Origin of the sequence: Escherichia sp. WS2035 (assembly GCF_046487065.1) — a bacterium.
Taxonomy (GTDB): Bacteria; Pseudomonadota; Gammaproteobacteria; order Enterobacterales; family Enterobacteriaceae; genus Escherichia; species Escherichia coli.
The window spans coordinates 78,341-102,401 of the sequence record NZ_JBJQKD010000004.1 but is presented as its reverse complement, the minus strand read 5'-3'; the positions used below and the strand labels follow the sequence as shown (position 1 = coordinate 102,401).

Below are 24,061 nucleotides of genomic sequence, written 5' to 3'. Positions count from 1 at the left end.
GATCCCCATCCTGCTTATTTCTGAGCAACCTGACCCTGCTGATGTATCTGGTAGTATGACAGAGTGATTCATTTTTCTTGCCGAGTGTACGAAAACGTCTTCCTTGCCACCGACCATCAACCGTCACTCAAAAAAACCTCTCTTTTTTCAAGCTATCAAGAATAAGTTGCATTTTATCTGCACCGGACACCAGCCATCCATATATGGCTTTTACCTGCTACAAAGATGAAGAAGTGCGTAAATGTGATGATTAAAACAATCAAAGAAAAATTACAGGTGCAATAATTTCACTATAACATTATAATCCATGGTGAAAATAACACTGCACAAGGATTGTCATCATCAAACTCATCGGAACTATTTTTTCTGTCGTCATTGGTGTAATACTGATTGTAAGTATCCTTTCAGGAGATTATTTTTGCCGTGTGGGGCATGGAACTTGTAAAGCAGCCAACAGCGCTAGGCATTTAATTGAAAGTAAAGAGAAAAACAGAAGTAGTCGCGTCAAAGTCTTTAGCACACATATTAATTTGAGTCATCCAGCGGCATCCTGGCTAGCAACTCAAACTTGCGCTAACAATATATTCAATCTGTTTCAAAACAATAATGCCCTTTATTTATTCGAAAACGATAATAAAATTGAACTGCGAATGGGGCATGATTCTTTTTTCTCTATTGAAACGATTGATAAAATTAACAAAGAAAACATCAAAGGAATAAAACTAAAAAATGAGACAACATATGTTTCTCTTCCTAATCCAACCATTTTAATAACCACAACATCAACACCTGAACGACAGTTTTCTATTTCTGTTCTGGATGATGATAACAAAGAAAATCTACCTACCGATACCGCACCTTGTTTTATAATTGGTATTCCTGATGAATATACTAAAGCCATAGAGTTATTGAACATTAAATAATTAAATTTCATATTGAGTTTTTAGTGAGGTTTTTTAAACACCATATGAATAATTGTTATATGTCATTATTTCCTCCATTCACTAAAACTGATTGATTACTCTACTCCCTCACCGTCATCGGTAGTGGTATCCTTAACGTATATTGATGAAAAGACAAAACAGTATGCAGAGGGAAAAATGGGTTCCACCAGAAAGGGGATGCTGAACGTTCTGATTGCCGCCGTGTTGTGGGGAAGTTCAGGGGTCTGCGCGCAATACATCATGGAGCAAAGCCAGATGTCGTCGCAGTTTTTGACTATGACGCGTTTGATATTCGCCGGATTGATTCTGCTGACGCTATCATTTGTTCATGGTGATAAAATCTTTTCTATTATTAACAATCACAAAGATGCCATTAGCCTACTGATTTTTTCCGTGGTTGGCGCGCTAACCGTACAGCTCACTTTTTTGCTAACCATCGAAAAATCGAACGCAGCCACGGCAACGGTGCTGCAATTCCTCTCACCGACTATTATCGTCGCCTGGTTCTCACTGGTGCGTAAATCCCGCCCCGGCATCCTGGTTTTTTGCGCTATTTTGACATCGCTGATCGGGACTTTTTTATTGGTGACACACGGTAATCCGACGTCATTATCGATCTCTCCTGCCGCGTTATTCTGGGGCATTGCCTCGGCATTTGCTGCTGCATTCTATACCACCTATCCCTCAACGCTGATTGCTCGCTATGGCACGTTACCGGTCGTCGGCTGGAGTATGCTCATTGGCGGTCTGATCCTGCTGCCCTTTTATGCCAGACAAGGGACAAACTTTGTCGTTAACGGCAGTTTGATTCTGGCGTTTTTTTATTTGGTGGTCATTGGTACGTCCCTGACATTTAGTCTGTACCTGAAAGGAGCACAATTAATTGGTGGTCCAAAAGCCAGCATTTTAAGCTGTGCAGAACCATTAAGTAGCGCACTGCTCTCTTTGCTGTTGCTGGGGATCACCTTCACATTGCCGGACTGGCTGGGAACGCTGCTGATTCTGTCATCGGTGATTTTGATTTCAATGGATTCCCGCCGCCGCGCCAGAAAAATAAATCGTCCGGCGCGGCATGAGTGAGAATTACCAGCCAGGCACCGCGCCTCCGTTAAAGATGGTTTCTGCCGCTTTAGCGACTTCGGGTGATTGATAAGATTGCAGAAATTCCTTCACGTTTTCTGCATTCTTATTATCTTCCCGTGCCACCAGAATATTCACATACGGCGAATTTTTATCTTCAATAAATACGCTGTCGTTAACCGGAGAAAGTCCTGTTTGCTGGATGTAAGTGGTGCTGATAATCGCTACATCCACTTTCGGGTCGTCCAGTACACGTGGCAACTGTGCCCCTTCCAGCTCCATTATCTGCAAATGGCGTGGATTATCGGTTATATCCAACGCGGTAGGTAATAACCCTTTTCCCTCTTTCAGAGTAATTAGCTTCTCTTTTTGCAGCAGTAAAAGCGCACGACCAAGGTTAGTCGGGTCGTTGGGGATCGCCACTGTCGCGCCTTCTTTTATTTGCGCCACGGTTTTGATTTTTTTGGAATAACCCGCCATGGGGAAGACAAACGTATTTCCCACCGCTACCAGTTTATAACCATGCGCCTGATTATCTTGTTCAAGAAAGGGTCGATGCTGGAAGACGTTCGCATCAAGCTCGCCATGATTTGTCGCATCGTTCGGTAGCAACGAACCGCTAAATCCTACCAGTTCAACATCGAGGCCATATTTCTCTTTTGCTACCTTTTTAGCGACTTCCGCGACATCTTGTTCTGCGCCATTAATAACGCCAACTTTAATATGCTTTTCATCGCTACTGCTCTGGTCGCAACCTGCCAGCAGAACTCCTGCCAGTAATAATGCGGCCCCCGCCCGTAGATGATGTGTTGTCAGTTTCATTTTTTTATCCTTTTATTAATGATTACCTGACTATAGCGGTAAGGTCGCTGCAGTTTAAAAAACGAAACGCTATCGATAAGAATAAAAAGGAATAAAAGTGGAATATAAAGTCTGGCACTTCTTACTGACCACGCAAACACCTTTCGTACAGCATGATGAGAGCGGCAAAAGCAAACTACACTTATGCTTCATTCGATGCACATTTGCAGAAGGTTGCCGCTATGAAGCCAACGATGCTACTCATGATTACCATATTCCTGATTTTTCCAGCCATTTCTCAGGCCGAGTCGCCATTCAGTTCCCTACAGTCGGCAAAAGAGAAAACCACGGTATTGCAAGATTTACGTAAAATTTGTACCCCGCAGGCATCGTTATCAGATGAAGCGTGGGAAAAGTTAATGTTGTCTGATGAAAGCAATAAACAACACATACGCGAAGCCATCGTAGCGATGGAACGTAATAATCAGAGCAATTATTGGGAAGCGTTGGGTAAGGTAGAATGCCCGGATATGTAAGAACGGCAACAACCACTGACCAACGCTTCTTTACCTGATATCAGGATTTCTTCATTTTCACCTTTGCAGTCACCAACAATGCAGTCAGCAACATCAATGTGCCGGACAACATCAGCGGCGAAGTCAGACCAATGTTATCCAACGCATAACCGCCGATTGCCGCACCGCAGGTATTGGCAAGCTGAATAACGGCCACCTGAATAGATCCGGCTTTTTCTGCCTGATCGGCCAGTGAGCGAGTGATCCACGTTGACCAGCCAACGGGAATTAAAGCAAAGGTCAGCCCCCAGATAATCGCCACACCAGTAGCAACAATTTTATCGCTTCCCCACAGCGTCAGTACCAGCGCGCTCAGGGCGAGCACAAACGGTGCGCCCGCTAAGGCCAGTTTCACCGAACGTTTGAGAATAAACGACGAAAGCGATGTCCCGACAAAGCTGGCGATACCAAAACTCAGCAGCACCAGGGTTAAGCCATCAACACCGAATCCCGCCAGATTCATATACACTGGGCGAATATAAGTGAAAAAAGCAAACTGTCCGGCAAAGGACATAAAGATGGCGATCATCCCGGCCATCACTCCCGGACGTTGTAATAAGCGGAAAGTATTTTGTTTCTGATGCGAAGGTTCGCCTGGCAGCGAAGGCAGTGATTTGATAATCCAGAAAATACACAGCACGCCCATCACCGCCGCCGCATTAAAGACATTGCGCCAACCGATAAGCTCGCCTAAAAAACTGCCCAACGGCGCGGCAATCACCAGCGCAATAGAAACCGCGCCGAAGATCACCGACAGCGCCTTCGGCACCGTACGCGGCGGTACCAGACGCATGGTCAGCGACGCCGACATCGCCCAGAATCCGCCCAGCGCCAGCCCCAGACAGGCGCGACCGATTAACAACAGACTGAATGAGTTGGCAAAGGAAACCAGCAAACAGGAAAGCGTCAGCAAAACGGCGAACAGAATGACAACGTAGCGGCGGTCAGTGGCCTGAATGGTCTGGGTAATAAACAAACTGGCAAACATCGCCACAAAAGCGGTTACGGTCACCGATTGCCCGGCAACCCCTTCCGAAATGCCTAAATCCTGGGCCATTGGCGTCAACAAACTGACGGGCAAAAACTCAACGATAATAAGACAGGCAACGCAAAATGCCACCGAGAAAACGGCTGACCAGTTCGGTCGGGTGATGGCATCCGCGCCGCGGTTTTCAGCAATAAATTCACTCATGGTGTTACCCGTGGCATGTTTCAGAGGGAAAGCCGACCACTTTAACATTGAAATGTGTGACGTATTTAACGTTTTTGCAACTTTTACGGTGTTGTGGGAAAAGTTCGAGGCTGCTCGAAGAAATAAAAATCATAGGGCAAGGTGATATGCATTTTCGCGATTAGGTTGGGAATAAGGGATAAAGTATTGCACTTGGTGATATACTTTAATAACAGGATCTCAACGATATGCGCGTGTTTAAAACCAAATGGTTTGCAAGGGAAGCCAGGTCTCATGCAATAACAGATGAAGAGTTGTGCCGGGCCATTTTAGAAACGGAACAAGGTAAAGCTGATGTACTTGGTGGTGGCGTTTTTAAAAAGCGCCTTCACCGAAATCGTGAGCGTGCAATTATTCTGGCGAAAGGGGGAAGCAATTGGTTTTACACGTTTTTATATGCAAAACAGGATATGTCGAACATTAATAGTCAGGAACTGGCTGGGTTTCGTGAACTTGCAAAGCATTATGCCTTCCTGACGAAAGCCCAACTGACAGCAATGATTAACACTAAAGAACTGACAGAGATCTGCTATGACTGCAAAAACTAAATTTAAAAGTCCTGCATTTGAAGCTATTCACAGCGCAGCGGCTGGATTGTCCAGAGTCGATGCTATTTCTGCCGAAACGATGCGTACTTTTGACAAAGCCTGCCTGACCAGCGTGCAAGACTTACAACCTGTTGAGATAAAAGCACTGCGGGAAAAATTAAAAGTGAGTCAGCCCGTCTTCGCTCACTATCTCAATACCAGCGTTTCAACTGTACAAAAATGGGAAAGTGGCGCTAAACGCCCCAATGGCATTTCATTAAAACTGCTCAGCATTGTGCAAAAACACGGGCTGGAGGTGCTGCTGTAAATAGAACGTAGATAATGCGTTCACCTACTGTCAATTCCGATACCGGATGCGACGTACACGCCTTATCCACCCACCAGGTCAGGCGCGGTCTGTAGGCTGATAAGACGAAGCGGTTTTAATGCAGCCAGTGAACGCCCTCGGCAGGCTGAAAGAACGCGTTATAGCGCATCTGAAAAGCATTGATATCCTGCATTTCAGGTTCGGTTTCGCGCAGAAAACCCAGCGCCAGTCTGACCTGAGCATCGGTAATCGGCGCGGCAAGGCGGGCTTTTTGTAAAATCCGATGCCATTGCAGCAGGTTCTGTTCGCTACCATCGACAATGACAATTTGCCAGATGAGCAACACCTGCGCGGCGTTTTGCAGGTGCGACTCATCCGGGCGATGCAAATAACGTAAAAATTCGTCACCGGCTGACTTTCCCATTTGATCGACCATCGACTCCACGGGTACGACATCGATGTTCAGCCGATCGCTGAGACGGCGAATCGCTTTTCTGGCCCCGGATGTCAGCACCCGAAAACCAACCACAAACACTACCGCCAGCGTGGCGAGCATTATCCAGATCATGAGTTCTCCTGCGTAATCAGAACTCATGATATCTGGAAACCCTCGCCAGTTACTAATCCACCAGAATAATCTTCAGTGCAAACAGAGCTGCGACCACCACCACACACAGGTTCAGATCGCGCCAGCGCCCGGTGCACACTTTCATGATGCAGTACGACATAAAGCCTAGTGCAATCCCTTCGGTGATCGAGAACGTAAAGGGCATCATCACCGTGGTAATAAACGCAGGCACCGATTCGGTAAAATCATCCCAGTTAACGCGTGCCAGGCTCGATGTCATCAATACGCCAACAAAGATTAACGCTCCGGCGGTTGCGTAAGGAGGAACCATCGCCACCAGCGGTGAGAAGAACATAACCAGCAGAAACATAACGCCGACAACAACCGCAGTCAGCCCCGTGCGACCACCGACAGCCACACCTGAAGTACTTTCAATATAGGCGGTAACAGACGAGGTACCGATAAACGCACCCGCCACCGAACTGATGCTATCAACATACAGCGCCTTATTCATATTGGGGAATTTACCGTTACTATCTATTAAGCCAGCTTTATCAGTCACACCAATTAATGTCCCTGATGAATCAAATAAGTTGATCAGCATAAAGGAGAAAATGATACCGGCGAGTTCAAGTGATAACGCACCGCTCAAATCCACTTCACCAATGACGCCGCTAATATCAGGCGGAATGGAATAGACACCGCTAAAATGAACATCACCGAAAAATAATCCACAGCAAGACGTCACCACAATAGAAACAAGCACCGCGGCATGAAAATGACGTGATGACAACACAGTTATAATAAAAAACCCTAAAATACCTAACAACACGCCGTGAGAACTTAAATCGCCAATCATCACCAGGGTGTCTTTATTGGCGACAATAACGCCAGTATTTTTTAATCCCATTAAGGCGATAAATAATCCGATTCCGCTGGTGATACCAATACGTAAACTTAATGGAATGTTGGAGATCATCCAGTACCGGATACGAAACAGCGTGAGCAAAAATAGCCCAACTGCGCCCCAGAATATCGCGCCCATCCCGGTCTGCCAGGAGATACCCATCGCCCCCACGACCACGAAGGCAAAGAAGGCGTTCAGGCCCATTGCCGGAGCCAGTGCCACGGGTAAGTTAGCAAATACCCCCATCGCAATACTGCCGATACCGGCAATCAAACAGGTGGTAACAAACACCACTTTTGGGTCCATTTGTGCCGCGCCGAGGATTTGCGGGTTCACAAAAACGATGTACACCATGGTTAAAAAAGTGGTCATCCCCGCAATCAATTCTGTGCGGACGGTGGTCCCATGCTGAGGTAGTTTAAATAATCGCGAAAGCGTCCCTGATTCATTACTCACGTAATCGGTATTGTCATTATTCATTTTTTTGTCCATTGGAGGAGATTTAATCCCTTGCTTTTGTAAAACAAATGACAACAACGGTTCAGTGATAATTATCACATTTCAATTGCACATTAATGGATATTCTTTAATAATCTCGCGACGTTTCTTTATGATAAATAATAATCAAATTGATAAAATCAAAATGAGAAAAATATGAATAATTCTATTAACCATAAATTTCATCACATTAGCCGGGCTGAATACCAGGAATTGTTAGCCGTTTCCCGTGGAGACGCTGTTGCCGATTATATTATTGATAATGTCTCTATTCTCGACCTGATCAATGGCGGAGAAATTTCCGGCCCAATTGTGATTAAAGGACGTTACATTGCCGGTGTTGGCGCAGAATACGCTGATGCTCCGGCTTTGCAGCGGATTGATGCCCGCGGCGCAACGGCGGTGCCAGGGTTTATTGATGCTCACCTGCATATTGAATCCAGCATGATGACGCCGGTCACCTTTGAAACTGCTACCCTGCCGCGCGGCCTGACGACCGTTATTTGCGACCCTCATGAAATCGTCAACGTGATGGGAGAAGCCGGATTCGCCTGGTTTGCCCGCTGTGCCGAACAGGCAAGGCAAAACCAGTACTTACAGGTCAGCTCTTGCGTACCCGCCCTGGAAGGCTGCGATGTTAATGGTGCCAGTTTTACCCTTGAACAGATGCTCGCCTGGCGGGACCATCCGCAGGTTACCGGCCTTGCAGAAATGATGGACTACCCTGGCGTAATTAGCGGGCAGAATGCGCTGCTCGATAAACTGGACGCATTTCGCCACCTGACACTGGACGGTCACTGCCCGGGTTTGGGTGGTAAAGAACTTAACGCCTATATTGCTGCGGGTATTGAAAACTGCCACGAAAGTTATCAGTTGGAAGAAGGACGCCGGAAATTGCAACTCGGCATGTCATTGATGATCCGTGAAGGGTCCGCAGCCCGCAATCTCAACGCGCTGGCACCGTTGATCAACGAATTTAACAGCCCGCAATGCATGCTCTGTACCGATGACCGTAACCCGTGGGAGATCGCCCATGAAGGACACATCGATGCCTTAATTCGCCGCCTGATCGAACAACACAATGTACCGCTGCATGTGGCATATCGCGTAGCCAGCTGGTCGACGGCGCGCCATTTTGGTCTGAATCACCTCGGCTTACTGGCACCCGGCAAGCAGGCCGATATCGTCCTGTTGAGCGATGCGCGTAAGGTCACGGTGCAGCAGGTACTGGTGAAAGGCGAGCCGATCGATGCACAAACCTTACAGGCGGAAGAGTCGGCGAGACTGGCACAATCCGCCCCGCCATATGGCAATACCATTGATCGCCAGCCAGTTTCCGCCAGTGACTTTGCCCTGCAATTTACCCCCGGAAAACGCTATCGCGTTATTGAGGTAATCCATAACGAACTGATCACGCACTCCCGCTCCAGCGTCTACAGCGAAAACGGTTTTGATCGCGATGATGTGTGCTTTATTGCCGTTCTTGAGCGTTACGGACAACGACTGGCTCCGGCCTGTGGTTTGCTCGGCGGCTTTGGCCTGAATGAAGGTGCGCTGGCGGCGACGGTCAGCCATGACAGCCATAATATTGTGGTGATCGGTCGTAGCGCAGAAGAGATGGCGCTGGCGGTCAATCAGGTGATTCAGGATGGCGGCGGGCTGTGCGTGGTCCGTAACGGCCAGGTACAAAGTCATCTACCGTTGCCCATTGCCGGGCTAATGAGCACCGACACGGCGCAGTCACTGGCGGAGCAAATTGACGCCTTGAAAGCCGCCGCCCGTGAATGCGGTCCGTTACCGGATGAGCCGTTTATTCAGATGGCGTTTCTTTCCCTGCCAGTGATCCCCGCGCTGAAACTAACCAGTCAGGGGCTGTTTGATGGTGAGAAGTTTGCCTTCACTACGCTGGAAGTCACGGAATAATAAAAAAAAGCCCGGCGTCATGCCGGGCAAAAGTCACCAGTTACGTTTATGCCACTGTCAACTGCTGAATTTTTTTCTCGCGGCGGATTTTGCGTTCTTCCATCACCGCCACTATCGCCATCAGGCAGATACAACCAATCGCGGCGATATCCAGCGCGGCGAAGGTGCCTGCCCAGCCGGTAAGGCCAAATACCGGCGTCCCATCGGCAATCATTCCCAGACCTAACTTGGCAAAGCTGTCACCAATCAGGTAAGCGAAGGTGCCTTTAATACCATCGGCAGCGCCAATCGCTTTTTTAGGTACAAAGCCAACAGCCGCCACGCCAATCAACAGTTGCGGGCCAAAGACCAGGAAACCCAACGCAAAGAGAGAAGCCAGGTAGATATATTGGTTGCTGGCGTGTTGATACACACCGAGCGTGGCGATAATCAGCGCCAGCGCGATACAGGCCACCAGGCCACGGCGACCGTTCGCCAGGTCAGAGAGCCAGCCCCACAGCAGCGTACCGACCAGCGCACCAGCTTCAAACAGCGTAAAGCCCTGAATCGCCACCGCTTTAGAGAGTTTCAGTTCCTGGAACGCATACACGGTTGACCACTGGTCGATACCAATACGCACCACATAGAGGAAAATGTTGGCGAAGCACAGCAGCCAGATCACTTTGTTTTTCAGCACATACTCAACAAAGATCTGCCACTTGGTCATATCGGTAGATTCTGTCTCTTTATCCTCTTCACTGATCTCCTCGCCAAACAGCTCTTCAGCTTTGCCGAGGCCATAAGATTCCGGGGAGTCGCTGCCGTAACGCAGACCGATAAAACCAACAATCAGCGCGATAATCGACGGGAAAATAAACATGCCGATGACATGACCATCGAACAGGTAATTTGCGCCGAACAGCGCCACACCTGCTGCGCCTGCACCACCAAGGTTGTGAGAAATGTTCCAGAAACCGAGGAATGTCCCGCGTTTACGACGCGGCGTCCATTTGGTGATGGTGGAGTAACTGCATGAACCGCCGGTACTCTGGAAAAAGCCGCTCAAGGCGTAGAAGGCAATCATCAGGAACAGGCTAACCGAGCCGCTGCCCATACTGGCACTGAAGCCCAGCATACAAATGGCAGACAGGATCAGCATGAACGGCAGGAATTGTTTGGTGTTTTTGCCGTCGGCGTAGTAAGAAACCAGCGTTTTACCCACGCCATAAGTGATGGAGAAGCCCAGGCCGATCATCCCCAGCTGCGTCATGCTCAACCCGTAGGTCGAGATCATGTCGTTCTGCGCGATGTTAAAGTTCTTGCGAATCAGGTACATCGTAAGGTAGCCGATAAAGACCACCAGGTAGGATTGCATGAACGGTTTGAACCACATTTTGCGCCGCACTTCGAGCGGAAGGTCCAGGGTCGGCTTGCGAACCTGGTTTAAGAAAGCCAGCATGGGTTACTCCTGAAATGAATACCTGCGTGAGGCATGCATTGTAAAAATCAGCAGCAAATCAGGCCTGAGATAGCGTCCAGGCAAAACCTGGAAAATTTCTTAGTTTTGCCGGATATGAAGTGAAAAGGTGAGATGCATCACGCTTCTCGCGGTGTCTGGGCGTTCAAAAAGGGCAGTAACAGCAGTGCGGAAATCCCGGCGGCGATGGCGATAACCACAAAAAATCCGCTCCAGTGCCAGGTATCGAGTACTTTCGCCAGCGGCCAACCAGCAAGCGACGCACCAAGATAAGCAAACAAGCCGACAAACCCCGTCGCCGCCCCTGCCGCCTCTTTGTGGGAACACTCTGCCGCCGCCATGCCGATTAACATCTGCGGGCCAAAGACAAAAAAACCAATGGTGAAGAAGCAGGTTGCCTGCATCACGTAGCTGGCAAATGGCATCAGCCACAGCGAGCCGACTGAAAGCAAAATTCCGGCGGCGAAAATCAAATTCATCGGCCCGCGGTTGCCGTTAAACAGTTTGTCCGAACCCCAACCCGCTACCAGCGCACCGATAAATCCGCCCAGTTCAAACATTGTCACTGCCGTATTCGCCGTGACCAGATCGACGCCCAGCGTCTCGGACATATACAAATTGCCCCAGTCGTTGATCGCCGCCCGAACCACATAGACCAGCACATAGCAAAACGAAAGCAGCCAGATATACGGATTCAGCAACACATATTTGGTGAGGATCTCTTTACGCGTCAGCCCTGCCCCTTCTTGTTGTTGAGCAATCTCCAGTGCGTCGTGCCGCCATTCACCAACTGCCGGTAAACCTAACGCCTGCGGGCGATCGCGCAGCCGCCAGCAGAGAAAAATCCCCACGACGATCGCCATACAACCCGCAATCATCATCCCGGCACGCCAGCCGTAATGCAGCGCGCTCGCTGCCATCACAATGGGAATGAGTGCGCCGCCGACGTTATGCGCCGTGTTCCATAATGCCCACCAACCGCCGCGCTCGGTACGAGAATACCAGGCGGTTAACAGACGCGCACACACCGGTGAACCCCAGCCCTGGAAAAAGGCGTTCAACACCCAGAGCACGGCAAACGCCCATAGCGACGTCGAGAAGCCAAACAGAATGTTGATAATGCCCGTGGCAATAAGCCCTATCCCCATAAAATAACGGGCATTTGAGCGATCGCTGACAATGCCGGAGACAAACTTCGACACACCGTAGGTAATGTAAAACAGGGTCGCTAACAGGCCAATATCGCTACGGCTGAGCACGCCGTTAGCAAGGATTTCTGGTACGGCGGAGTTAAAACTTTTACGCGTGAAGTAAAACAGCGCGTAACCCAGCCAGATGGTCAGCAGAATATGCCGACGCCAGTAGCGATAGCGGGCATCAATTTCATGTTTATCAGTCATTAATGGCGCATCGGCAGGCGCTTTCAGAAACGGCAACATCATCGAACCTTAGACATAACGTTGAGGTAGAGAAACGCTGACACGCGTGCCGTGCAGGCAGGAGATGGTCAATGTGCCACCCAGCGCCGTTACGCGCTCGCGCATTCCGGTAAGGCCAAAACCGTGTTGCCCGGAATCTGGCGGTAAACCGCTGCCATCGTCTTCAATCACCAGCATTAACCGCTCATCATGCTGCCAGCCTTGCAGCGTGACCGCGCTGGCATCGGCATGTTTCACAATGTTGTTCAACCCTTCCTGGCAGACGCGAAATAGCGTCACGCGCTGGTTTTCGCTTAACGCTGATTCATCGATTCGCCATTCGAGATGACTGACAATGCCGCGCCCTTCCAGCTCCATTTCCCGCATCAGTGAGCGGATGGCCTGCTCCAGGGTGAGATCATCCAGCTGGCGCGGACGTAACCGCCCTAACAAGCGGCGCACCGCGTCGTAAACGCCCAACGACAACTGTTCGATGAGCTGCCCGCTCTGTTTCACGCTGGCGTTATCCGCCGCGAGCCGCTGGACAATGCCAGCCTGAGTACGAATAGCAGTGATGGTCTGACCGATATCATCGTGCAGCTCTCGCGCCACATCGCGGCGCACGCTCTCTTCGGTTTCCAGCAACCGTTCAGCGAGATGCTGATTGCGCGCCAGTTCCTTTTGCAGCGACTGGTTAAGTTCACGCAACCGCTGGATGCCAGCGCCCAGTAACAACCCTGTCAGACTTTGCACCAGCAGCGAGAGCAATAAATCCACCGGATGATCGCGCCAGGTTTGACTGGCGATCAGCGCGATGGCGTTCATCAATGTCGCAATCAGCGCTCCTTGCCAACCATAGTGCCAGGCCAGCGCGATAATCGGCAGCGCCAGACAGAATGGCGTAAAGCGCGACAGTTCGTCTGGCAATCCCAACTGGAGCCAGAGACTGATAACAAACAGCAGCAAGTACCAGACCAGATGTCGCCCGCGCCAGTTGATTGGCTGAGAAACCAGTGACGGGCCGAGCGGCAGCCAGGTGTTATTGGCGAGATAGTGCCAGAACACCAGACATATCGGGGCCAGCGTCAGGCCGCCAGTTAAAGTCAGCAGCAGCGCATTCCACGACTCTTTGCCGTGCCAAAGCCAGGGCAACGACTGCAACAACGCCGCCGCCGTTAACGCCGCACCCTGTAACAGCAAGGTGCGCCAGTCACGTTGATGGCGATAGCGCGAGATCAGCGCCACGGGCAATAACGTCAGTAAACTACCGATCATCAATAAGGAGAAATGGGTTAAACCGACCGCCTGCATTAGCCAGTAAATCAGCAGCCACTCCGCACCCAGTAGCACCGGCCAGTATCCGCGCGGGCATTGCAGCATTAGCCCTAGCCGCAGGCCAAACGGAAATAACAGCACCGCCATATCAGGGCGCTCAACCAGGTGCAGGCTGATACTCCACAGGCAAAACCATGCGGCAGAGAAGATAAAAAAGCAGGCAATAACGGTAATTAAACGGGAGAACAACGTCTTCATCACCAGCCATCAAACATGCGGCGCGCCAGTTCAACGTCGTTACTGACGCCCAGTTTTTCCATCAGATTGGCGCGATGGACGTGTACTGTTTTCGGCGACAAGCCCAGTTCGGCGGCAATCTCTTTCACCGCCATTCCTTGCGCCAGTTTTTCTGCCACCTGGCGTTCGCGTTTGGTTAGCGGGTCCTGGCGACCAGATGCCAGTTTAATGGCAATATCCGGCGTCAGATAACAGCCGCCAGTGGCAACCGTATGCACCGCAGCAATGAGTTCATCCGGGCTACAGCGTTTGGAGAGAAAGCCGCGCGCCCCCGCGTTAAGCGCCTGCTCAACCAGCGCCGGACTGTCGTGAACGGAGAGCATAATTGTCGCCATGCCTTTCGGCAGCTGGCTTAGAAGCTCCAGACCGGAGATATCAGGCATGGAGATATCGCAAATACACACCTGCACACCGCGCCCCGGCAGCCCCGCCAGCGCCTCGCGCCCCGAACCAAACTCGGCAACTACCTGCAAATCAGGTTCCAGCCCCAGCAGCTGCGCAAAGCCGGAGCGGACGATAAGGTGATCGTCTATAAGGGCAACGGTGATCATGGTCTTGTCCTGGCGGGTAATAAAACGCGCTTACCTTAACGATAAGCGCGATGTTGTTCAAGCCTTGAGCGGTTACTGCCAAAAGCTGCGCTCTTGTTGCTTGTGGAAAGAAGTGATGCCTTCAAGGACTTGTATATCGACTAACCATTAAAAATGCTGGCGGCATTAATACCTTGTTAGTATCCATTTTGAATAAGTAAAATGTATATTCTATATTTATAGTTTGATTGTTTGTATAATTATAAATTATTAGTTCAGTATAAAAACCATACTCGAAATAATTCGCGCTGCAGGAAAAAACGCAGTGACGTTTTGAACAACGCTTGCACTAATCCTGAAAGGTCGAATATTTCGCAGACACAGCACATGCAACTTGAAGTATGACAAGCATGCCTGCTTCATTATTACATTTTAATAATAAAACCCACCGATTAATGTACAAAAAAATCCCTGCGTGATATTGTCTGTAAAAAAGGAGCAGATATGCACACTCACCCTCACTTAATAAAACAAACTCTTGTTCCACGACTCATTAATGAAATAAACAAAAGAACACAAAGCAATAGTGAGAAGTTATCAAACAGTGATAAATTAACATATATTAATGACAACTACTGTGAGATAACACGAAACTACACGTCATTTTATGGCATGAACATTCTGAGCATCGTTCTTTTTTACCTATCGTTATTTTATGTTTTGGCTCTGTTTTATTCTTTATATATGACATTATATTTAACTTCGAACGATACTTAGATACGTGGAGATACCGCGCAGACTCTGAGTTACTGCTACATATTGCTTACTGCGCAATTTTTTTCATGTCTTTTGTTTTTGCTGCTATCCTAAATTATTTTATCTTTGCCCCGCGACATTACCCAATTCGTTTTAATAGAAAAACAGGAAAGGTCTATATTTGTAATTATATTCTTAATGATATGAGTCATAAATCGACCTATACCTTCTGGTAGCACTACCCATTCTACAAACATACTAAGCCTGAATATAAAGAGTACGACTGGGAACAAATTCAAGGTATAGCTTTTTTTGCGCAAAATCACCATTCCACATACGCCACCATTCGCTGTATTGTTTATGAATCATTAGACAGTACAAATATTATTGACACCTTTAACCTGATAACGACAGAGAGTGCTACAAATGCATTGCATATGACAAATAACAAATTATGGTTATGGATTAATAGCTTTATGAATTTTGACGATGAGTTTTTAGAGAAATCTATCAACACTGCTCCAGGTATTTGGGGCCGTGAAGTGAATTGGCCTGATGATATGAATAAGAAATCAATGTTGTCTTCAATGGACGAATATATACTCTGAATAATTTGAGTTGCAGAATATAAGCTCGCCCGGATGTAAATATCCCATCCAGGCGAGAAAATCACTTACTGAAAAAACACCGCAATCTTGTTAAACATCGTCGGGTCGGACTGATTACGCTGCACTTTCACCACATCTTCCAGCTTGTCGATTTGGCTTATCATCTGCTCCAGACGCTGGTCGTCATTGACCAGTAGCCAGATGTGGCTTTTGTCGCTGTCCTGAATCGGCAGGCAGAGAATGCCTTCAACGTTAAAAGCGCGGCGGGCAAAAAGGCCACAAACGTGGGTCATTACACCCGGATGATTGCGAACGGTGAGCTCCAGAATCACGTTATCATGAGTTGTGTTTTGCATGGCTTATTCCCCCACCATTTCAGTATTCGCCGCACCTGGCGGCACCATCGGGTACACTTTTTCTTCGGCATCAATGCGCACATGGATCAGCGCCGGGCCAGGGCGATTGATGATTTCCTGCAATGCAGCCTGCGGATCGGCTTCGTTATTCAAATCACAGGTTTCGAGGCCGAATCCGGCGGCAATCTGCATAAAGTTGATTTTGCCCGGATAGGTAGCGGCAAAAACGCCCTGCTTGTAGAACAGACTCTGTTGCTGATGCACCAGCCCCAGCGCTTCGTTGTTCATCAAAATGATTTTAACATCCAGCTGATTTTCACTGGCGGTCGCCATCTCCTGAATATTCATCATCAGGCTGCCGTCGCCGGAGAAGCACAACACTTTGCGGTCCGGGTTCGCCAGCGCCGCGCCAATCGCCGCAGGCAGGCCAAAACCCATCGTGCCCAGCCCGCCGGAGGTCAGCCACTGGCGTGGGCGATTGAGCGGATAGGCTTGCGCGGTCCACATCTGATGCTGACCCACGTCGGTAGTGATAATCGCATTGTCATCGACACAGGCGGCAACGGCGTTGATCAGGCCGTAATGGCTTAATGGATCGCACGCTTTCGGGATTGGACACGGGAATTCACGCTGCAAATCCGCCACCAACTGGTGCCACTCTGCACGCGGTTGCGCTTCCACCAGCGGGATCAACTGCGCCAGCACGTCATCAACATCCGCCTGAATTGCCACATGCGGTTGCTTGATTTTGCCCAGCTCTGCGCGGTCGATATCGACATGAATAATTTTGGCATTCGGACAGAACTGCTCTGTTTTGCCAATCGCCCGGTCATCAAAACGCGCACCGAGTACAATCAGCAGATCCGCCTCCTGCAAAATATAGTTGGTGCTGCGCACACCGTGCATCCCCAGCATACCCAGCGACAGCGGATGCGCTTTTGGCAACATACCCAGCGCCATTAAAGTCATGGTGGTAGGCAGTTGCGCTTTCTCCGCCAGTTCACGCACTCGCGCAGGCGCGTTGATCACACCACCACCCAGATAAAGCACCGGGTGTTTGGCGGCGTTAATCATCGCCGCCGCGTCACGAATACTTTCTTCGCTAAAGGCGGGTGCGGCGGCTTTTTCTGCCATAGCGGGCTGTGTTTCAATCTCAAAAACTGCCGTTTGCACATCCTTAGGAATGTCTATCCACACCGGGCCAGGGCGGCCTGATTGCGCAATGCTGAAGGCATCGCTCATGACCTGCGGGAGTTCTTCGATATGTCTGACCAGATAGTTGTGTTTGGTGATGGGGATAGAGATGCCGTAGGTGTCGACTTCCTGGAAGGCGTCGGTGCCGATCATCGAGGCGGAAACCTGACCAGTGATGCAAATCAGCGGGATGGAGTCCAGCCTCGCATCGGCAATGGCGGTCACCAGGTTAGTCGCACCCGGTCCGCTACAGGCCATACAGACCGCCGGTTTACCGTCGGTGCGCGCCATTCCCTGGGCGATAAACCCCGCCCCTTGTTCGTGGCGAGCCAGAATATGGCGGATTTGCGTGCTTTGGCTTAAGGCATCGTAAACAGGCAGGATAGAACCGCCCGGAATACCCGTCACAATCTTAATGCCCTGCTGTTCCAGGAAATGAACGATAAATTCTGCGCCGGTAAAGCGCTTACGCGTCGATGTTGTGCCCGAACTTGCCATGCTCCAGTCCTTTTCTTCTGGGCCGACTTTCCGGGAGGTGCTTAAACGAAAAACCCCGCCCGGTTTGCGCCGGCGGGGTTTTGGAATCGTGTGTTGTTCCAGTCCCTACGGCGCATTGCCGACGACCACCACCACACGCACGACGACCACTGCGGCGGATGGCGCAGTTGGTAGTAGTTTTGCGTTGAACATGGAAGTAGTCATTAGGGACCTTGTTGGTTTTGTGTTTAACAATATTTATACAAGCACAGCTTTACAGGGGAGACAATGGAAAATTTTTCTTCCGGATAAAAATACGTGGCAGATCACATTTTGAACTGAAACTCAGGCAATAAAGCATCATCACCTGAAAGACGGTCAGGTTGTTGACAGAGTGCGCCTTATTCATGTCGAATACAGCGTAAACACCTTACTCTACCAACCGCACCACCACTGTTTCCGGCAACATTTATTGCCGCTTTTGTTTACATATTCTGCCGCTAAACAATTCCCCATTCCTGGCGTATATCTGGCTAACATTCATCAATGTGATAGATTCCTCTCCCGCATTTATGGGAATGCGTAGTGACTTATTCTAATTATTTTTATAAAAGCATCCGTGATAATGAAAAGGCATAGAAACGTCAATTTGTTATTGATGTTGGTATTACTCGTGGCCGTCGGTCAGATGGCGCAAACCATTTATATTCCAGCTATTGCCGATATGGCGCGCGATCTCAATGTCCGTGAAGGGGCGGTGCAGAGCGTAATGGGCGCTTATCTGCTGACTTACGGTGTCTCACAGCTGTTTTATGGCCCGATTTCCGACCGCGTGGGTCGCCGACCGGTGATCCTCGTCGGAATGTCCATTTTTATGCTGGCAACGCTGGTCGCGGTCTCGACCTCCAGTTTGATGGTATTGATTGCCGCCAGCGCGATGCAGGGGATGGGCACCGGCGTTGGCGGCGTAATGGCGCGTACTTTGCCGCGCGATTTATATGAACGGACACAGTTGCGCCACGCTAACAGCCTGTTAAACATGGGGATTCTTGTCAGTCCGCTGCTCGCACCGCTAATCGGTGGTCTGCTGGATACGATGTGGAACTGGCGCGCCTGTTATCTCTTTTTGTTGGTTCTTTGTGCCGGTGTGACTTTCAGTATGGCCCGCTGGATGCCGGAAACGCGTCCGGTCGACGCACCGCGCACGCGCCTGCTTACCAGTTATAAAACGCTTTTCGGTAACAGCGGTTTTAACTGCTATTTGCTGATGCTGATTGGCGGTCTGGCCGGAATTGCCGCCTTTGAAGCCTGCTCCGGCGTGCTGATGGGCGCGGTGTTAGGGCTGAGCAGTATGACGGTCAGTATTTTGTTTATTCTGCCGATTCCGGCGGCATTTTTTGGCGCATGGTTTGCCGGACGTCCCAATAAACGCTTCTCAACGTTGATGTGGCAGTCGGTTATCTGTTGCCTGCTGGCTGGCTTGCTGATGTGGATCCCCGACTGGTTTGGCGTGATGAATGTCTGGACGCTGCTCATTCCCGCCGCGCTGTTCTTTTTCGGTGCCGGGATGCTGTTTCCACTGGCTACCAGCGGCGCGATGGAGCCGTTCCCCTTCCTGGCGGGCACCGCTGGCGCGCTGGTCGGCGGTCTGCAAAACATTGGTTCCGGCGTGCTGGCGTCGCTCTCTGCGATGTTGCCGCAAACCGGTCAGGGCAGCCTGGGATTGTTGATGACCTTAATGGGATTGTTGATCGTGCTGTGCTGGCTACCGCTGGCGACGCGGATGTCGCATCAGGGGCAGCCTGTTTAAGCTCACGTCACCGCAGCATCGTCATCAGCTCCATGGGAGAACGATGCTGCTTTATCAGATCACGCATCACCCGCATATGCGGCGCGGAGTAAGAATAAAACGCCTGATAGCCCGCACAAAGCACGTTGTCTGGTTTATCTTCCCGAGCGTGCGGGCACAGGCGATGCCAGTCGCACGCCTGGCAGTCACGGCGCGGTTGCGACTTTTCGCTGCCACACCATTTTTGTAAGGTGGTGTCAAAAAGTTCAATCGAAATACGACTGATATCTGCCCGCACCCAACACTCGAACAGGGCAATTAAAAATTTCCCCCACAGCTCTGCTGTCACCGAAGCGGCCGTCAGATCGCCCCGGTCATCAAATTCAAGATGGGGAATAAGCTGTACTGAGCGGATGCCCAGCTGTTTGAAATTGTGATAAAAATCGGCAGGTTGCAGAGCATCCTTATACTCTACAACCAGTTTATGCCTGTCCTCTTCAGCATCAATGACCTGACTTCCTGTCATGCGACTCTCTCAATAAATACGATAAGTTGATGTATATGCGTTACAGCAAACAGTATTGCGAGAGATAACACCGCGAGGGAGATCAAAAATTTGTCACGGACTACGTGAAATTGGGAAAAATCGCTATTCGTGACATCCATTAAATTGCGATTACGGGTGTAGTGCCAGAGGATCAGCGCCACAATGGCGAGGATGCCAATCGAAATCCAGAATAACATGCCCGCCTGGTGCCAGTTGTGTTTGATAGCCAACGCCATCAACGCGCCGTAGCCCAGCATGGTACGAAACCACGCCAGTGATGTGCGTTCCGGCTGCAGCCCTGGGTCGGCAATGCGTCTGGCTTTGCGGCTATCCGGCATACAACACCAGTCCCATGACGATCACTGCCACGACCATCAATATTAAGCTGATGATGAATAAGCTGTTGGTATAGGGCAGGTCCTCTTTCAGGCGCATCGCTTTTTCATTGCGTAACCAGCGCAAGTAGCCATACATCGCTAACCCGCCGGAAAACAGACACAACAACAACGCCAGCAGTTCGCGGATGACGGGCGTGGCGAAATCTGGCGCAAGTTGATCAAGCCCAACCCCCGCCGCCAGAAATCCTAGTGCAGTACGGATCCACGCCAGAAAAGTACGCTCATTAGCCAGCGAGAAGCGGTAATCGGGCGCTTCTCCGAGGCGGGAAATTTTCATTGTTGCTCCTTGTAAACTGTTCCTCGCCGAAAAATTAGGCCAGGAACAGCAATAATGCATCAGAACTTCTGTTTTTTCTCTTCCACCTTCACCCCTTGTGTCGGTAAACCGGTGTCATAGTCGCGTACCACTGGAGAATAACCATCCTGTGGGCGTGGACGAAACGCCCCCATCCAGCGCGGTTGTGCATCTTTGCGCCACGGACGCAGGTTCCATTGATAACTGCGGAACGGATCGCGAATTTTGTCCATGTAATCCAATAAGGCGTCATGCATTTTGCTGCGAACGTCGGCAAAATGGATATCATCGATCAGGTTATGCATTTCATTTGGGTCATTACGGCGATCGTAAAGTTCATCACTGGTGAAGAGGTTGAGCACCAGTTTAAAGTCATCCGTTACCCAGCAACGCACCGGAATAAAACCGCCAAAGCTGTCATGCTCAATCTCGTAGCGATTAAATTCCACCAACACGCCACGTGGTTCTTTTACGGCAAGGATATTTTCCCCCGGCAGAATCTCTGGTTTTTCAATATCTGCCAGCGCCATCATTGTCGGCAGTAAGTCAATATGACTGACTGGCGTATCGACCTGTCGCCGCTCCCCTTGCGGCGAACGGATGATCAGCGGAATGCGGGTGATGTCGTCATACATCGCCGCTCCTTTACTGATCAGCTTATGTGCGCCCATCATTTCGCCGTGATCGGAGGTATAAATAACCCACGTATTTTCACGTTGCTCTGGCGTTAAGGCGTTGATGACCCGTCCGATTTGGTCATCAACAAAGTCATTGCAGGCAAAATAGAGCGGATGGTGATAAAGCCCGTCATCACCGACTGGCGATGGCATCGCCTGCGCCCATAAGCGGTGATGTTCCGGTTTGTTCGCCAGGTCATCCTCTGCTTTCTCACCCAGTTCGTAGTAAAAATCAGTGTATTTCTCTAAATACTCCACCGGACAGGTGAACGGGTGATGCGGCTCATCATACGAAATCACCATCAGGAAAGGTTCGTCGGCGCGCGCGGGCTGTTGCAGAAAATCCACCGCCCGATTGCTGATGCGGTGCGCCCAGGTGAAGGTTTCGTCAATATGGTTCGCCTGTAAATCTTCGACGCTGTTTAGGCCATTGCGCCACAGGCTAATCTCTTTTTCCGTCAGTTCACTAAGATAGTTCGCCCCATCGAACCAGTAATCAGCGTCCCACTCCGGCGGACACTCGCCAGGTGCCGAAATAGTCATGACCGTCGAGATGCCATTTGCCGATGTAACAGGTGTGATAGCCGGCATCCTTAAAGTAGCGCCCCATAGTGGAGATGTTTTTGCCTGGCGCGACGTTGTTGGTCCACGGGCCGGACTGGTTAGCGTAGATACCGGTGAATAGTCCGGCGCGTGCAGGCGTACAAACCGGTGAACAGGTGTAGGCGGAGTTAAAGCGAATACCTTCCGCCGCCAGACTATCAATATTTTGCGTATTCAGCGGCTTACCGCTATAGCAACCGACCATATTGGTGGCCTGGGTATCGGTCATGATGAACAGAAAATTGGGGCGTTTCATAGGCTATCCTTTGCATCGGGAGTAAAGGTTACGGCTGGGTCGTGACGATGCCGCCAGCTGTCAAAAATCAGGTAGACAATCACTACGGCGGCAATGAAATAACTGATCATCGCTAACCAGCGCGTACCGTAGCCGCCGAATTCAGCCAGCCCGGCATAGACGCCAATCATCGCGAACAGGATACCAATTGACGCAGTCTTGACGTTTTTCCACGGTTTCATGTCCACCGCAAACGCATCTTTGAAGGTGAACGGCGTGGCGCGCGGTTTGATAAAACCGATCACCAGCATCACGACCACGTTGATGCAGAACGTACAGGCCAGCACATAGAGGAAATGGAAGTCGAACTTCACCAGATAGTTGATGGTGATGTAGCTGATTATGCCAATCCCCATCGCCACTTTTGCCGCCAGCGCCGGAATGCGCGGGAAGAAAAAGCCCATAATGATGATGGTAACCAGCGGCACGTTGTAAATACCGTTGAGCTGTTTCATCCAGCTATACAGCCCCTGCGGCGCGTTGGCGATCCACGGCGCGACCATCACCGAAACGATGGCGATAAAGAAACCAAATTTGCGCCCGACGGTGACCAGCTGTTGCGGCTCGGCATTCTGGTTAATGATACGCCGGTAAATACCCATACTGAATAACGTACTGGCGCTATTCAGAAAGCCGTTGAAGGTACTGATCACCGCACCAAATAACACCGCACCGAAGAAGCCCACCAGTGGCACCGGCAGAACGTTATTGACCAGCGTCGGGTAGGCCATGTCGGCTTTCGGTAAATCCTGATACAGATGAAACGCAATCAACCCCAGCAGCACCAGTACCAGCGGGTCGAGCATTTTCAGCACCGCCGTTAACAGTGCCCCCTTTTGCCCTTCCGCCAGGCTTTTTGACGCCAGCGTGCGTTGCACGATGCCCTGATTGGTACACCAGTAAAAGGTGTTAACCAGAATCAAACCGGTAAATGCCGCGCCAATCGGCAAGGGATCGGTCGGGCCACCGACTGAGTTTAATTTCTCGGCGTGAACGGTGGTAAGTTGCTCAATGCCCTGCATAAAGCTGCCCTTGCCCATCGCGATCAGGCCAAATACCGGCACCATCAACCCGCCAATAACCAGCCCAATACCATTGATGGAGTCCGCCACTGCCATTGCGCGCAGTCCGCCGATCACCGCATACAAAATTCCCGCCAGACCAAGCAAAATAACCAGTAACCAGATAGCCGCACCATCGGAAAGTTGTAGCGACTCACCCACATGAAACAGGCTGTTGAGCGCCAACGCGCCGGAATAGAGAACAATCGGCAGAAAGCAGACGCCGGTGGCAATGAGGAAGCAGAAGTCGATGATAATACGCGTCGTTTTATCATAACGTTCCTCCAGAAAATCGGGGATGGTGGCAATGCCGCGCTTCAGATAGCGCGGTAAAAAGATTAGCGCGAGGAAGATCAGCGTCACTGCAGAGGTGACTTCCCAGCCCATCACCGACATGCCGCTTTTGTAGGCCTGCCCGGAAAGGCCGACCAGTTGTTCCGTGGAAAGGTTGGTTAGCATTAACGAAGCGGCAATAACCGGCGCTTTTAGTGAACGTCCGGCAAGAAAATAGCCTTGTTGCGATCCGGTATCTGTTTTACGGACCTTCCACCAGGTGATGACCGCCACCAGCAGCGTAAAACCGACAAAACTCAAGATTTGTAACGAATTCATCTCATAGCCCTTATTTATGTTTATGTCCCGGACGC

25 protein-coding genes and 1 pseudogene are annotated in these 24,061 nt (G+C 50.2%); 8 read left to right on the top strand and 18 right to left on the bottom strand.

What is annotated here, in order from left to right; all coding sequences use genetic code 11:
• The first annotated feature begins 425 nt into the window (after positions 1–425).
• Both ACJHX4_RS09475 and ACJHX4_RS09470 read left to right on the top strand, forming a co-directional pair.
• Positions 426–923 (top strand): hypothetical protein, encoded by a 498-nt coding sequence (locus tag ACJHX4_RS09475; RefSeq protein ID WP_000509815.1) that lies wholly within the window; start codon positions 426–428, stop codon positions 921–923.
• 177 nt (positions 924–1,100) lie between these two features.
• The gene (locus ACJHX4_RS09470) at positions 1,101–2,024 is read left to right on the top strand and encodes a carboxylate/amino acid/amine transporter (protein ID WP_000535950.1); all 924 of its coding nucleotides are present in this window, start codon (positions 1,101–1,103) and stop codon (positions 2,022–2,024) included.
• A 3-nt stretch (positions 2,025–2,027) separates the two neighbouring features.
• Here ACJHX4_RS09470 and nlpA read toward each other — a convergent pair whose 3' ends face one another.
• Positions 2,028–2,846: a lipoprotein NlpA gene (nlpA, locus tag ACJHX4_RS09465; RefSeq protein WP_000779409.1), complete on the bottom strand. Its 819-nt coding sequence runs from the start codon at positions 2,844–2,846 to the stop codon at positions 2,028–2,030.
• A 221-nt stretch (positions 2,847–3,067) separates the two neighbouring features.
• On the opposite strand from nlpA, the gene yicS reads away from it, so the two are divergent.
• A complete protein-coding gene (gene yicS / locus ACJHX4_RS09460; RefSeq protein ID WP_001296563.1) occupies positions 3,068–3,361 on the top strand; it encodes a protein YicS in 294 nt (97 codons plus the stop codon).
• Positions 3,362–3,401: 40 nt separating this feature from the next.
• Here yicS and nepI read toward each other — a convergent pair whose 3' ends face one another.
• Positions 3,402–4,592 (bottom strand): purine ribonucleoside efflux pump NepI, encoded by a 1,191-nt coding sequence (gene nepI, locus ACJHX4_RS09455; protein ID WP_001288551.1) that lies wholly within the window; start codon positions 4,590–4,592, stop codon positions 3,402–3,404.
• 233 nt (positions 4,593–4,825) lie between these two features.
• Here nepI and ACJHX4_RS09450 point away from each other — a divergent pair, with 233 nt between their 5' ends.
• Both ACJHX4_RS09450 and ACJHX4_RS09445 read left to right on the top strand, forming a co-directional pair.
• The gene (locus ACJHX4_RS09450; protein WP_122984431.1) at positions 4,826–5,179 is read left to right on the top strand and encodes a type II toxin-antitoxin system RelE/ParE family toxin; all 354 of its coding nucleotides are present in this window, start codon (positions 4,826–4,828) and stop codon (positions 5,177–5,179) included.
• Positions 5,163–5,486, top strand: coding sequence for a helix-turn-helix domain-containing protein (locus ACJHX4_RS09445; protein WP_000125640.1), 324 nt, complete (start codon positions 5,163–5,165; stop codon positions 5,484–5,486). The genes ACJHX4_RS09450 and ACJHX4_RS09445 overlap by 17 nt, the downstream gene beginning before the upstream one ends.
• A 115-nt stretch (positions 5,487–5,601) precedes the next feature.
• Here ACJHX4_RS09445 and ACJHX4_RS09440 read toward each other — a convergent pair whose 3' ends face one another.
• Positions 5,602–6,054 carry a DUF1198 domain-containing protein gene (locus ACJHX4_RS09440; protein WP_001295241.1) on the bottom strand — a complete coding sequence of 151 codons (453 nt, stop codon included), beginning with the start codon at positions 6,052–6,054 and terminating at the stop codon, positions 5,602–5,604.
• 52 nt (positions 6,055–6,106) lie between these two features.
• Positions 6,107–7,441, bottom strand: coding sequence for an adenine permease AdeQ (gene adeQ, locus ACJHX4_RS09435; protein ID WP_001527950.1), 1,335 nt, complete (start codon positions 7,439–7,441; stop codon positions 6,107–6,109).
• Between the two features lie 174 nt (positions 7,442–7,615).
• Between adeQ and adeD the strand changes: the two genes are divergently transcribed.
• Positions 7,616–9,382, top strand: coding sequence for an adenine deaminase (adeD, locus tag ACJHX4_RS09430; RefSeq protein WP_001065681.1), 1,767 nt, complete (start codon positions 7,616–7,618; stop codon positions 9,380–9,382).
• Between the two features lie 46 nt (positions 9,383–9,428).
• Here adeD and uhpT read toward each other — a convergent pair whose 3' ends face one another.
• From uhpT to uhpA, 4 genes are all read right to left on the bottom strand, one after another.
• Positions 9,429–10,820 (bottom strand): hexose-6-phosphate:phosphate antiporter, encoded by a 1,392-nt coding sequence (gene uhpT, locus ACJHX4_RS09425; RefSeq protein ID WP_000879199.1) that lies wholly within the window; start codon positions 10,818–10,820, stop codon positions 9,429–9,431.
• A 137-nt stretch (positions 10,821–10,957) separates the two neighbouring features.
• Positions 10,958–12,277, bottom strand: coding sequence for an MFS transporter family glucose-6-phosphate receptor UhpC (gene uhpC / locus ACJHX4_RS09420; RefSeq protein WP_001296565.1), 1,320 nt, complete (start codon positions 12,275–12,277; stop codon positions 10,958–10,960).
• Positions 12,278–12,286: 9 nt separating this feature from the next.
• Positions 12,287–13,789 carry a signal transduction histidine-protein kinase/phosphatase UhpB gene (gene uhpB, locus ACJHX4_RS09415; RefSeq protein WP_001304997.1) on the bottom strand — a complete coding sequence of 501 codons (1,503 nt, stop codon included), beginning with the start codon at positions 13,787–13,789 and terminating at the stop codon, positions 12,287–12,289.
• Entirely contained in the window at positions 13,789–14,379 is a 591-nt protein-coding gene (gene uhpA, locus ACJHX4_RS09410) for a transcriptional regulator UhpA (RefSeq protein ID WP_000633668.1), read from the bottom strand. The genes uhpB and uhpA overlap by 1 nt, the downstream gene beginning before the upstream one ends.
• 483 nt (positions 14,380–14,862) lie before the next feature.
• Here uhpA and ACJHX4_RS09405 point away from each other — a divergent pair.
• Positions 14,863–15,722 (top strand): annotated as a pseudogene (locus ACJHX4_RS09405) (DUF6708 domain-containing protein).
• Positions 15,723–15,787: 65 nt separating this feature from the next.
• Here the strand turns inward: ACJHX4_RS09405 and ilvN are convergent.
• From ilvN to ysdE, 4 genes are all read right to left on the bottom strand, one after another.
• Positions 15,788–16,078, bottom strand: a complete 291-nt coding sequence (ilvN, locus tag ACJHX4_RS09400; protein ID WP_001181706.1) for an acetolactate synthase small subunit — start codon at positions 16,076–16,078, stop codon at positions 15,788–15,790.
• 3 nt (positions 16,079–16,081) lie between these two features.
• Complete coding sequence (gene ilvB / locus ACJHX4_RS09395) at positions 16,082–17,770, bottom strand: acetolactate synthase large subunit (protein ID WP_000168502.1); 1,689 nt, start codon at positions 17,768–17,770, stop codon at positions 16,082–16,084.
• Positions 17,771–17,875: 105 nt separating this feature from the next.
• On the bottom strand, positions 17,876–17,974 hold the full coding sequence (ivbL, locus tag ACJHX4_RS09390; RefSeq protein WP_001312198.1) for an ilvB operon leader peptide IvbL: 99 nt from the start codon (positions 17,972–17,974) through the stop codon (positions 17,876–17,878).
• Positions 17,975–18,218: 244 nt separating this feature from the next.
• Positions 18,219–18,293: a protein YsdE gene (ysdE, locus tag ACJHX4_RS09385; RefSeq protein ID WP_211180519.1), complete on the bottom strand. Its 75-nt coding sequence runs from the start codon at positions 18,291–18,293 to the stop codon at positions 18,219–18,221.
• Between the two features lie 81 nt (positions 18,294–18,374).
• On the opposite strand from ysdE, the gene emrD reads away from it, so the two are divergent.
• The gene (emrD, locus tag ACJHX4_RS09380; protein WP_001296567.1) at positions 18,375–19,559 is read left to right on the top strand and encodes a multidrug efflux MFS transporter EmrD; all 1,185 of its coding nucleotides are present in this window, start codon (positions 18,375–18,377) and stop codon (positions 19,557–19,559) included.
• 7 nt (positions 19,560–19,566) lie between these two features.
• On the opposite strand, the gene ACJHX4_RS09375 is transcribed toward emrD, so the two are convergent.
• From ACJHX4_RS09375 to ACJHX4_RS09350, 6 genes are read right to left on the bottom strand one after another with little or no spacing between them, the layout of a single operon-like run.
• Positions 19,567–20,064: a radical SAM protein gene (locus ACJHX4_RS09375; RefSeq protein ID WP_000148034.1), complete on the bottom strand. Its 498-nt coding sequence runs from the start codon at positions 20,062–20,064 to the stop codon at positions 19,567–19,569.
• Positions 20,061–20,423, bottom strand: a complete 363-nt coding sequence (locus ACJHX4_RS09370) for a DUF202 domain-containing protein (protein WP_001113432.1) — start codon at positions 20,421–20,423, stop codon at positions 20,061–20,063. The genes ACJHX4_RS09375 and ACJHX4_RS09370 overlap by 4 nt, the downstream gene beginning before the upstream one ends.
• The gene (locus tag ACJHX4_RS09365) at positions 20,413–20,760 is read right to left on the bottom strand and encodes a YidH family protein (RefSeq protein ID WP_001296568.1); all 348 of its coding nucleotides are present in this window, start codon (positions 20,758–20,760) and stop codon (positions 20,413–20,415) included. Before ACJHX4_RS09365 ends, ACJHX4_RS09370 begins: the two co-directional genes overlap by 11 nt.
• A 59-nt stretch (positions 20,761–20,819) precedes the next feature.
• The gene (locus ACJHX4_RS09360) at positions 20,820–22,046 is read right to left on the bottom strand and encodes a sulfatase-like hydrolase/transferase (protein WP_228955806.1); all 1,227 of its coding nucleotides are present in this window, start codon (positions 22,044–22,046) and stop codon (positions 20,820–20,822) included.
• Positions 21,952–22,314: a sulfatase-like hydrolase/transferase gene (locus ACJHX4_RS09355; RefSeq protein ID WP_001296570.1), complete on the bottom strand. Its 363-nt coding sequence runs from the start codon at positions 22,312–22,314 to the stop codon at positions 21,952–21,954. The genes ACJHX4_RS09360 and ACJHX4_RS09355 overlap by 95 nt, the downstream gene beginning before the upstream one ends.
• Positions 22,311–24,026: a solute:sodium symporter family transporter gene (locus ACJHX4_RS09350; protein WP_247773274.1), complete on the bottom strand. Its 1,716-nt coding sequence runs from the start codon at positions 24,024–24,026 to the stop codon at positions 22,311–22,313. Before ACJHX4_RS09350 ends, ACJHX4_RS09355 begins: the two co-directional genes overlap by 4 nt.
• Between the last annotated feature and the right edge of the window lie 35 nt (positions 24,027–24,061).

Coding starts and splice junctions, on each gene's coding strand:
- ACJHX4_RS09470 (WP_000535950.1), top strand. CDS start 1,101: ATGGGTTCCACCAGAAAGGGGATGCTGAACGTTCTGATTGCCGCCGTG.
- nlpA (WP_000779409.1), bottom strand. CDS start 2,846: ATGAAACTGACAACACATCATCTACGGGCGGGGGCCGCATTATTACTG.
- yicS (WP_001296563.1), top strand. CDS start 3,068: ATGAAGCCAACGATGCTACTCATGATTACCATATTCCTGATTTTTCCA.
- nepI (WP_001288551.1), bottom strand. CDS start 4,592: ATGAGTGAATTTATTGCTGAAAACCGCGGCGCGGATGCCATCACCCGA.
- ACJHX4_RS09445 (WP_000125640.1), top strand. CDS start 5,163: ATGACTGCAAAAACTAAATTTAAAAGTCCTGCATTTGAAGCTATTCAC.
- ACJHX4_RS09440 (WP_001295241.1), bottom strand. CDS start 6,054: ATGATCTGGATAATGCTCGCCACGCTGGCGGTAGTGTTTGTGGTTGGT.
- adeQ (WP_001527950.1), bottom strand. CDS start 7,441: ATGAATAATGACAATACCGATTACGTGAGTAATGAATCAGGGACGCTT.
- adeD (WP_001065681.1), top strand. CDS start 7,616: ATGAATAATTCTATTAACCATAAATTTCATCACATTAGCCGGGCTGAA.
- uhpT (WP_000879199.1), bottom strand. CDS start 10,820: ATGCTGGCTTTCTTAAACCAGGTTCGCAAGCCGACCCTGGACCTTCCG.
- uhpC (WP_001296565.1), bottom strand. CDS start 12,277: ATGTTGCCGTTTCTGAAAGCGCCTGCCGATGCGCCATTAATGACTGAT.
- uhpB (WP_001304997.1), bottom strand. CDS start 13,789: ATGAAGACGTTGTTCTCCCGTTTAATTACCGTTATTGCCTGCTTTTTT.
- uhpA (WP_000633668.1), bottom strand. CDS start 14,379: ATGATCACCGTTGCCCTTATAGACGATCACCTTATCGTCCGCTCCGGC.
- ilvN (WP_001181706.1), bottom strand. CDS start 16,078: ATGCAAAACACAACTCATGATAACGTGATTCTGGAGCTCACCGTTCGC.
- ilvB (WP_000168502.1), bottom strand. CDS start 17,770: ATGGCAAGTTCGGGCACAACATCGACGCGTAAGCGCTTTACCGGCGCA.
- ivbL (WP_001312198.1), bottom strand. CDS start 17,974: ATGACTACTTCCATGTTCAACGCAAAACTACTACCAACTGCGCCATCC.
- emrD (WP_001296567.1), top strand. CDS start 18,375: ATGAAAAGGCATAGAAACGTCAATTTGTTATTGATGTTGGTATTACTC.
- ACJHX4_RS09375 (WP_000148034.1), bottom strand. CDS start 20,064: ATGACAGGAAGTCAGGTCATTGATGCTGAAGAGGACAGGCATAAACTG.
- ACJHX4_RS09370 (WP_001113432.1), bottom strand. CDS start 20,423: ATGCCGGATAGCCGCAAAGCCAGACGCATTGCCGACCCAGGGCTGCAG.
- ACJHX4_RS09365 (WP_001296568.1), bottom strand. CDS start 20,760: ATGAAAATTTCCCGCCTCGGAGAAGCGCCCGATTACCGCTTCTCGCTG.
- ACJHX4_RS09360 (WP_228955806.1), bottom strand. CDS start 22,046: ATGCCGGCTATCACACCTGTTACATCGGCAAATGGCATCTCGACGGTC.
- ACJHX4_RS09355 (WP_001296570.1), bottom strand. CDS start 22,314: ATGAAACGCCCCAATTTTCTGTTCATCATGACCGATACCCAGGCCACC.
- ACJHX4_RS09350 (WP_247773274.1), bottom strand. CDS start 24,026: ATGAATTCGTTACAAATCTTGAGTTTTGTCGGTTTTACGCTGCTGGTG.